At 50.0% G+C, this 9873-nt stretch carries 7 protein-coding genes, 2 tRNA genes and 2 rRNA genes; 3 read left to right on the forward strand and 8 right to left on the reverse strand.

What is annotated here, in order from left to right:
* On the reverse strand, positions 1–359 hold a 359-nt coding region (locus tag C814_RS24100; RefSeq protein WP_016317976.1), incomplete at its 3' end, for a hypothetical protein.
* A 283-nt stretch (positions 360–642) separates the two neighbouring features.
* Here C814_RS24100 and C814_RS11340 point away from each other — a divergent pair.
* Entirely contained in the window at positions 643–2178 is a 1536-nt protein-coding gene (locus C814_RS11340) for a DUF3794 and LysM peptidoglycan-binding domain-containing protein (RefSeq protein WP_016317977.1), read from the forward strand.
* A 33-nt stretch (positions 2179–2211) separates the two neighbouring features.
* Positions 2212–3690 carry a stage IV sporulation protein A gene (gene spoIVA, locus C814_RS11345; RefSeq protein WP_016317978.1) on the forward strand — a complete coding sequence of 493 codons (1479 nt, stop codon included), beginning with the start codon at positions 2212–2214 and terminating at the stop codon, positions 3688–3690.
* 201 nt (positions 3691–3891) lie between these two features.
* Here spoIVA and C814_RS22200 read toward each other — a convergent pair whose 3' ends face one another.
* On the reverse strand, positions 3892–4830 hold the full coding sequence (locus C814_RS22200; RefSeq protein ID WP_016317979.1) for a hypothetical protein: 939 nt from the start codon (positions 4828–4830) through the stop codon (positions 3892–3894).
* 179 nt (positions 4831–5009) lie between these two features.
* Between C814_RS22200 and C814_RS11355 the strand changes: the two genes are divergently transcribed.
* Positions 5010–5189, forward strand: coding sequence for a hypothetical protein (locus C814_RS11355; protein ID WP_016317980.1), 180 nt, complete (start codon positions 5010–5012; stop codon positions 5187–5189).
* Between the two features lie 41 nt (positions 5190–5230).
* On the opposite strand, the gene C814_RS11360 is transcribed toward C814_RS11355, so the two are convergent.
* From C814_RS11360 to C814_RS0104360, 6 genes are all read right to left on the reverse strand, one after another.
* A complete protein-coding gene (locus tag C814_RS11360) occupies positions 5231–5896 on the reverse strand; it encodes a site-specific integrase (protein WP_016317981.1) in 666 nt (221 codons plus the stop codon).
* Positions 5874–6236, reverse strand: a complete 363-nt coding sequence (locus tag C814_RS11365) for a DUF4234 domain-containing protein (protein WP_016317982.1) — start codon at positions 6234–6236, stop codon at positions 5874–5876. The genes C814_RS11360 and C814_RS11365 overlap by 23 nt, the downstream gene beginning before the upstream one ends.
* Before the next feature lie 253 nt (positions 6237–6489).
* A 5S ribosomal RNA gene (rrf, locus tag C814_RS11370) occupies positions 6490–6606 on the reverse strand.
* Positions 6607–6609: 3 nt separating this feature from the next.
* Positions 6610–6684: transfer RNA gene (locus tag C814_RS11375), tRNA-Glu, on the reverse strand.
* Between the two features lie 169 nt (positions 6685–6853).
* Positions 6854–6929, reverse strand: a tRNA-Lys gene (locus tag C814_RS11380).
* A gap of 131 nt (positions 6930–7060) precedes the next feature.
* Positions 7061–9873: ribosomal RNA gene (locus C814_RS0104360) — 23S ribosomal RNA — on the reverse strand; the annotation flags it as partial.

Genomic DNA, 9873 nt, shown 5'->3' on the forward strand with positions numbered 1-9873 from the left:
GGCTCTTCATTGGTGTTGATCCGTTTGGCATAGACGTCGAAGTTCAGCTCGCCCTGGAACGGCTCTTTCTCGACAACCGGCTCTTCATTGGTGTTAATCCGCTTTTCATAGACATCGAAGTTCAGCTCACCGGTAAACGGCTCTTTCTCCACGACGATCACTTCGTTGGTGTTAATGCGTTTTGCATAAACATCGAAGTCCAGTTCACCCTCAAACGGAGCCTTTTCCTCAGCAACCTCTTTGTTGGTGTTGATCCGCTTTGCATAAACGTCAAAGTCGGCTGCGACTGCCGGCAGGCCCAGGGACAGCGCCATGGCAGCAGCGAATGCGGTAGCGGTCAGTTTTTTTGTTACATGCATCAAAGATCTACTCCTCTCATATTATGCACATAAAATTTGTGCATATTTTGATATTCTTAGTATACTACAGCCTAAATTTTTGTCAATGTTTTCCGAGTTGAAATCCGGTTCTGAAAATAAATTTTGTGCATATAAGGAGAATTTGCCGGGTGTTTATCAACTTTTTTGTCAATGTTTTTCGCGGCAAAAAACGGCATTTTTCGGAGAGTGGAACAGGCATTCCCGCATAATTGCGGACAGGTGGGCATATAGTTGTGGTAGCAAACAGAAGGAGAGGGTCAATATGATGGAACTGAATCTGCAAAGGCAAACGGTGACTGTAAACGAAGCGGTCTATAGCGGCGCTGTCGAGCAGCCGCTTGAGTGTGACGTACTGCTGCCTGACTACTGCCCGGATATTCAGAAAATTCTGCGGTGTGAGGTTTCACCATCCCTGCTTTCGGCACCTGTCAGCGGGGAAAAGCTGACGGTGGATGGGATGGCGGTTGTCCACCTCTACTATTTAAGCGAGGACGGATGCCTGCGGCATGCCGAATATAAAATCCCCTATACCAAAACGATCGAGCTGCGCAGTTCACCTGCCAGCCCGTCGGTCCATGTCACCCAGAGCATCGACTATTTCAACTGCCGGGCGGTCAGCCCTCGCCGGCTGGATATGCGAGGAGCAGTCAGTATCCAGGCGCGGGTGAGCAGCCTGTGCGAAGAACAGATCGTCTGCGGCGCTGATGGGGCGGGTATGCAGTTCTGCAGCGACCGCGCCGAAAATACAGTGCTTCTGCCCCAGTCGGCGCGTCAGCTTTCGGTGCGGGAGGAACTGGAACTCGGCTATGGCAAGCCCGCAATCGGCAATATCATCCGTTACACCGCATCCGCTGACGTAAGCGATTATAAGGTCATCAGCGGCAAGGTGGTCACCAAAGGAGAACTTTCTGTCCGGATCATCTACCAGTGTGAGGAGGACCCCAAACAGCTCGAACTGATGGAATATGCGATTCCGGTCAGCCAGGTGGTAGATGTTGAAGGAGTGGACGAAGAATGTGTCTGTAATATCTGGTACGACGTCTGCGGGCTGGATGTGTCCCCCAAGCGCAACGGCGATGGTGAAAACCGGGTATTCGCGCTCGAAGCCGCAGTAAACGCCTGTGTCTGTGCTCACCGACGGGTCGAACTGGACACCTGCTGCGACTGTTACTCCACCCTCTACGAGTGCAAGCAGAGCCAGAAACAGCTCCCATTCCTCAAGCTGCTTGATGTGGTTTCGGAAACCTGTACCTATAAAGAGTCGATTGACCTGCCCGACGGCATTCGGAACATCATCGACCTCTGGTGTGCCGCAGGCGCGGCAACTGTCCGCATTGAGCCAGACTGTGCGGTTGTCTCCGGCAGGCTCACCATCTGCATGTTCGCCTGTGACGAGGAAGGCTCGGCAACCTATCACGAACAGGTCCGCGAATTCACCCATAAGGTCGCGATCAATGGACCGGTCGAAACCGTGGTATTTGCGCCCGCTGTGCGGGCGGATACCGCAGCATTCACCCTGTCAGGGCATGAAAAGATCGAGGTGCGCTGTGGGATCAAAATACGCGGCAGCCTTTACAGCCAGTACCGGAAAAATGTGCTCTGCGATGTAGCAGTGGACGAGAGCCGTCCTAAAACCCGTCAGGAAAATCTGCTCTACCTCTATTACGCGGGGGAACAGGAACAGATCTGGGAGATCGCCAAACGGTACAACACTTCGGTCGAAGCGATCCGGGAGGGCAACCAGCTTGAAGGCGGTGTCATTGGCGAAAAGACGATGCTGCTGATCCCGATGAAATAATCACGCCATAAAATGCCGGAAAAGGAGGACAACATGGAAACACACAGCATTTACAAGGATATTGCCCAGCGCTGCGGAGGCGATATTTACATAGGGGTGGTCGGCCCGGTGCGCACCGGAAAATCGACCTTTATCAAGCGGTTTATGGAGACGCTCGTTATCCCGAACATTGGCAGTGAGTTTGCACGAGAGAGGGCAACCGATGAACTGCCGCAGTCAGCGGCAGGACGTACGATCATGACCACCGAACCAAAATTCATCCCGGAGGAAGCGGTAAAAATCTCACTGGCAGACAGTGCGACCCTCAACGTACGGATGATCGACTGTGTGGGGTATATCGTCCCCAGCTCACTCGGTTACATCGAAAATGACCAGCCGCGTATGGTCGTGACCCCCTGGTTCGAGAAGGAGATCCCCTTCAACCTTGCTGCTGAGATCGGCACCCAGCGTGTTATCAACGAGCATTCAACCATTGGACTGGTGGTCACCACCGACGGAAGCATCAGCGAAATTCCTCGCCAGGAATACGAGGAAGCCGAACTGCGGGTGATCTCCGAACTGCGGCAGATCAACAAGCCATTTATCGTCCTGTTAAACTGCGCCAACCCACGTGCACCGCAGGCGGTTGCACTACAATCTGAGCTGGAAACAAGATATGAGGTGCCGGTAGTTGCGGTCAACTGTCTCGACCTTGAGGAAACCGACATCCGTACCATCCTGACCGACGTACTCTTCCAGTTCCCGGTGCAGGAGGTCGCTGTTTCGCTGCCGGGATGGATCACCTCACTCGAATCGGGCCATTGGCTAAAAACCTCTCTTTATGACAGTATCCGCGAGGCAGCAAGCGGGGTAGAACATATTGGGCAGCTCAAAAACCGCTTGCTTACCCTCGGCGATTGTGAACACGTCAACCGGGTGCTGATGGAAAACATCGATCTCGGAAGCGGCTGCGCACAGATTACCCTCGACATGGAGAGCGGGCTGTTCTACCGAATTTTAGGCGAGGCGACCGGTCTGGAAATCGCGGATGAATCCGCATTGCTGCCCTGCATCATCGAGCTGGCCGCTGTGAAGCGGGAATATGACAAGGTCAAGTCTGCGCTCGATGAAGTGGCTGCAACCGGCTACGGAATCGTGATGCCATCGTTAGAGGAACTCACACTCGAAGAACCGGAGATCGTCAAGCAGGGTGGCCGCTATGGCGTACGGCTGAAAGCAAGCGCACCCAGTATCCACATGATGGCGGCGAATATCAATACCGAGGTCAGCCCGATCGTGGGATCGGAGAAACAGAGCGAAGAGCTGGTGCACTACCTGCTTCATGAATTTGAAGAAAGCCCGCAAAAGATATGGGAATCCAATATCTTCGGGACCAGCTTGCACGAGTTGGTCAACCAGGGCCTGCACAACAAATTATACCGAATGCCTGGAGATGCACGAATGAAGCTCCAAGAGACGATCGAGCGGATCATTAATGACGGATGTACCGGGCTGATCTGCATTATTCTCTAAGGATTATCTAACACTTTCCCTATCTCTCCCTAATTCCCCCTAAGTATTGCTACTGTTACCTTTTGGGGACTTTTGCTTTCCCTGTTTCGGCGCATCTTCCCCTATCTCGCCGTAAGTTTAGTATCACAATAGTATAAAGCAAGAGCCTTGACTGGTTTTATTTCCTGTCAAGGCTCTTTCCTATATTACGATATTTATAATTTATTCAAGTCCGATAAGAGAATCAAAGTTTCCTTCAGGTGGAAAATATCTTCCAAATCCGTTTGTTTCAACATCGTCTTTTCCGCAGGTTACTTTTCCAATATCTGTTCCAAAGTCAACACTTATCGTGTTCCACAAATCTTCGTATGCTTCGTATGTAGGAATATTAAGTATGGCTTCTGTAATTGAAATGGCACGGGACCATGCCAAATCTCCAATAGTCAATGGTTCGGGATTTGCGTTACTTAAATCAACAGTAACACATAAATCTCCGTCTTTCAGCACCACATCTTGAATAGATTCTGTCTTACTGCTGATTGCGTCTTGTATTACTTCTTTTACATCTGCAACAAAGCTATCGGGAGACACTTCCTTTGTGGAGGTAGTTTCTTGTGCATTGAGTATTTCCCCACTGTCTATGTCAATGAAATATTCGTCCAACACCATACCGCTAAAGAGTAACTTTGCGTCATGTTCTTCTTTGTCTACATACTCGTAGATAGTTACATCTAACAGATTCCCCATAACAGATATTTTCGATGTGGTGTTGTAGGTGAAGTTCACGATTGCGTGAATCTCCTCGTCACCCTCGAAATATTTGTTGTAGTAGTCCAGAGCATAGTTTTGAGTCTCTATGCTTTCCGCAATCGTGGCAATTCGCCAGTTGCCTGTAACATCATTTCTGACATTGCGTACAACAAAGTTGATGTTGTCAAACTCCGAATTGCTTTCGCCTTGGGTGTCATCCGTTTGTGTATCGCTTGCCTGTGGGGTGCTTGTACTTGTCGAGGGGTCACCGGTTGTTGACGGGACTTTGTTCTCATTTTCCCCACCACTCCCAATTATGGCGGCGAGTATCACAACGATAATCACCCAAAACCACCACTTCTTGAAGATAGGCTTCTTGACAGACGGCCCTTTGTCGTTCTTTCCTTTCATGTGCTTCAACCTCCGTTTATTTATTCTGGTCGTTCAACGCTCGCTGGGGCGCTACTCCCATTATACCACACCGTAACACAAAAGTACATTGAAATTTCAAAGCGTATTTGTGGCATAGTATTGAGGTGGGTGGGCATACTATAATGTAATCATCACACCATAGAGGAGATGATTGCATTATGGAAAAATTTGTTATCACGCCCAAAGAGGATAAGACTGTCACCATGACGATCCGTATAGACAGGGAGTTGCAGGAGGAATACAGCGACTTGGCCGCCAAAACAAACCGTTCCAGAAACGAGCTAATCAGCATGGCCTTACGATATGCCCTGGATAATATGGAGCTTCAAGACAAGTAATGAGAGCCAATGGACGGAAAATCCAAAGGCTCTCAAAATTTTTATGCGTTCTTTCTAAGAAATTCGTCAATCCTGTTGCTTGCAACACGCTTCTGTTCTTCAAAGCTATGTGCATAGATGTTCATGGTGGTGGAAGGGGTAGAGTGGCCTAAAATCTTGGAAATGTCAATGATATTCACTTCAAGATAGTTGAGTAGGGTAGCACAGGAATGTCTCAACCCATGAAGCGGTATAATCGGCAGTTCCTCTAACCCCTCGGACTTTGCCTTGACGGAATTACTTTTCACCCACTCATTATAGCGGTGCAAGTGCTTAACGAAATACTGATAGGGGGTTGTATGCCCCATACGCTTTCCGTCCGACTGGATAAAGATATTGCCGCCATGCTCTAAATCTCCTTGCCACGCCGTACCATGCCTGAATCGCTCTTGAATATACTCAATATGGTATTGCTTTAATAGGGCAATTACTTCTTCGGGAAAAGGCACAGTCCTAATGGAAGTTTGCGTTTTAGGCTTTTTATAGTCAAAGCCACTTTCCGTCTTTCCTACCGACTTTGCAATAGAGATTTCTTTGTTGCTGAAGTCTATATCGTCCCAATGCAAAGCAAGCGTTTCGCCTTTTCTAAAACCGCAGAATAAAGACAAATTGAAAATGACGCTGCAATAAAAAGCTGTCTTAACCTTAAACCCGCGGCTGCATTCCATCCGCCAGCATGTTGATCTGGGATTGCATGATTCCCTGCGATACGACCTGTAGACCGAAAATCGGCAAAAGCAGGCAAACAAGACTGTTATCGGTCACCGGAGCGCCCATATTTTCCGAAAGGGTAACCAGTTTCTTGGCGTATTTATAAAACCAATAGATGGTGTATATCCCACATGTAAGGATCGAGAAAAGCACTTCCAGTCCGGCACTCTCCTGAGAGTGACCCAACGTATTATTGATCTCCAAAGAGACCTGATAAATCCAGATGTAAAAATAAATACCACATGTAACAATTGATAGAATAATTACCATCGGGATACTTCTGTTTTGAATATACATCGCTTACCTCTTTCCCCGGTACCTACCGGCTTGTTCTGAATCATCAAATCGCGTGATAATCGAAAATCTCCACCCCTGAAGGTAAATTCCTCAACTCAAGCGTTTTGACCATATTGCCATTCTAACACGTTTCATCCGTCCGCGCAATAGCCATTCCATGGAGAATTTTCCATCCTAATTAGATAACGAATCAGTGAGTTAATCGGCTTCAAATTTAAAAAAAGAGCAGACATCTTGTAATGTCTGCTCTTAGAGCTGGCATAGACCTATCTTCCCAGGCAGTCACCCGCCAAGTATTGTCGGCACTGTTGAGCTTAACTACTGTGTTCGGAATGGGAACAGGTGGATCCTCAACGTAATAAACACCAGCCTTTGGTGACCCGTGCGGGAATCGAACCCGCGTTACCGGCGTGAGAGGCCGGTGTCTTGACCGCTTGACCAACGGGCCGCTTTGGTGCGCCATCAGTCCGAGCGCCCGATCAATTTGCCAGTGGCAATTTGATCAGTGAGGAGTCCCTGTCCAAGAGCACAAGCCTGCGCTGTGCGATTGGCGGTTTATCTCCTCCTGTCGGACTTCTAACCGAACATTCCTGCTTCGGTTACGATGCCGCCCTTAATGGTGCGCCATCAGGGACTCGAACCCGGGACCCGCTGATTAAGAGTCAGCTGCTCTACCAACTGAGCTAATGGCGCGTGTAGCTTTCTCAGGTTTCCCTGATTGGAAGCCGTTCTCTCACCGCTTCCGCGCCGGATCTTCTCTAAGATGCTTTACGCACCCTCAAAATCGAACAATGAAAACGCCTATCTAAAACCTTATCCTTCGCTTGGTCAAGCCCTCGACCGATTAGTACCACCTTGCTGCACGCCTCACGACGCTTCCACATGTGGCCTATCTACCTTGTAGTCTTCAAGGGGTCTTACCTGCTTATGCAGTGGCATATCTTATCTTGAGGCCGGCTTCACGCTTAGATGCCTTCAGCGTTTATCCGATCCGCACTTAGCTGCCCAGCTATGCCTTTGGCAAGACAACTGGTGCACCAGAGGTGCGTCCATCCCGGTCCTCTCGTACTAGGGACAGCTCCTCTCAAATATCCTGCGCCCACGACAGATAGGGACCGAACTGTCTCACGACGTTCTGAACCCAGCTCGCGTACCGCTTTAATTGGCGAACAGCCAAACCCTTGGGACCGAATTCAGCCCCAGGATGCGATGAGCCGACATCGAGGTGCCAAACCTCCCCGACGATGTGGACTCTTGGGGGAGATCAGCCTGTTATCCCCAGGGTAGCTTTTATCCGTTGAGCGATGGCATTTCCACTCACATACCACCGGATCACTAACTCCAACTTTCGTTACTGCTCGAGACGTCCCTCTCGCAGTTAGGCTCGCTTTTGCGTTTACACTCAAAGGCATGGTTTCCGTCCATGCTGAGCGAACCTTTGAGCGCCTCCGTTACCTTTTTGGAGGCGACCGCCCCAGTCAAACTGCCCACCTAACAATGTCCCCCGACCGGTTTCACGGCCGCAGGTTAGAATTCCAGTACCTCAAGAGTGGTATCCCAACGTTGGCTCCACGAATACTGGCGTATTCGCTTCTCTGCCTCCCACCTATCCTGTACATGAAATACCGAAATCCAATATTAAGCTACAGTAAAGCTCCATGGGGTCTTTCCGTCTTGTCGCGGGTAACCGGCATCTTCACCGGTACTACAATTTCGCCGGGCGGGCTGTTGAGACAGTGTCCAGATCGTTACACCATTCGTGCGGGTCAGAACTTACCTGACAAGGAATTTCGCTACCTTAGGACCGTTATAGTTACGGCCGCCGTTTACCGGGGCTTCAATTCAGAGCTCTCACTCCTCCTCTTAACCTTCCGGCACCGGGCAGGTGTCACCCCATATACGTCATCTTTCGATTTAGCATAGAGCTGTGTTTTTGCTAAACAGTCGCCTGGACCTATTCTCTGCGGCTCACTCTCGTGAGCACCCCTTTTCCCTAAGTTACGGGGTCAACTTGCCGAGTTCCTTAACAACCCTTCTCCCGTTGGCCTTAGAATCCTCTTCCTGTCTACCTGTGTCGGTTTGCGGTACGGGTGCCTGAGATATTCACAGGGCTTTTCTCGCCTGTATCCAAGTATGCTTCCCTACTATGTTTCGGTCCCTTTCGCCCGGGGCAACCAACGCCCGGGTCATACCCTTCTACAGTGTCCTCCTGCTTAAATCTTTCGGCAGCTACGGAATCTCTACCGTATGTGCATCGGCTACGCCTTTCGGCCTCACCTTAGCTCCCGGCTAACCTGGAGCGGACGAACCTTCCTCCAGAAACCTTAGACTTTCGGCCATTATGATTCTCACATAATTCTCGCTACTCATTCCGGCATTCTCACTCGTATATAGTCCACATGCGCTTACGCTCATACTTCACCCCATATACGACGCTCCCCTACCATTCCTTACGGAATCCCAAGCTTCGGTTACACGTTTAGCCCCGTTACATTTTCGGCGCAGAGTCACTCGACCAGTGAGCTATTACGCACTCTTTAAATGAGTGGCTGCTTCTAAGCCAACATCCTGGTTGTCTTCGCAACTCCACATCCTTCTCCACTTAACGTGTATTTGGGACCTTAGCTGTGGGTCTGGGCTTTTTCCCTTTCGACCACGAGACTTATCTCACGTAGTCTGACTGCTGTACATCAATTATCCGGCATTCAGAGTTTGATAAGGTTCAGTAACCTCTCGGCCCCTAGCCTATTCAGTGCTTTACCTCCGGTAATCTAATACAACGCTAGCCCTAAAGCTATTTCGGGGAGAACCAGCTATCTCCGGGTTCGATTGGAATTTCTCCGCTATCCACACCTCATCCGCCGCCTTTTCAACGGAGGTCGGTTCGGTCCTCCATGGGATTTTACTCCCACTTCAACCTGGACATGGATAGGTCACCCGGTTTCGGGCCCTACGCATGAAACTCACTCGCCCTATTCAGACTCGGTTTCCCTTCGGCTCCACACCTGAAGTGCTTAACCTTGCTACATGCGTACGCTCGCCGGACCATTCTACAAAAGGTACCATATCACACTTTGACGTGCTCTATGTGCTTGTAGGCACAGAGTTTCAGGTTCTCTTTCACTCCCCTCCCGGGGTCCTTTTCACCTTTCCTTCACAGTACTCTGCTCTATCGGTCACCAGGGAGTATTTAGGGTTGGAGGGTGGTCCCCCCGGCTTCCCACGGGGTTTCACGTGTCCCGCGGTACTCTGGATACTGCTCGCTGTCTTCACCTTTCGAATACGTGGCTCTCACACTCTTCGGCCTGCCTTCCCATGCAGTTCTTCTAGGTTACCTCAATGCTAAATGCAGTCCTCAACCCCGGCATCATTTCTGATCCCGGTTTGCCCTCTTCCGCGTTCGCTCGCCACTACTTGCGGAATCTCTGTTGATTTCTCTTCCTCGCCCTACTTAGATGTTTCAGTTCAGGCGGTTCCCCTGACGTACCTATGAATTCAGTACGCCATGACGGACCGTTACATCCGCCGGATTGCTCCATTCAGATATCTGCGGATCATAGCTTATTTGCAGCTCCCCGCAGCTTTTCGCAGCTTATCACGTCTTTCTTCGGCTCCTGGTGCCAAGGCATTCACTCTG

Origin of the sequence: Anaerotruncus sp. G3(2012) (genome assembly GCF_000403395.2) — a bacterium.
Classification (GTDB): domain Bacteria; phylum Bacillota; class Clostridia; order Oscillospirales; family Ruminococcaceae; genus Anaerotruncus.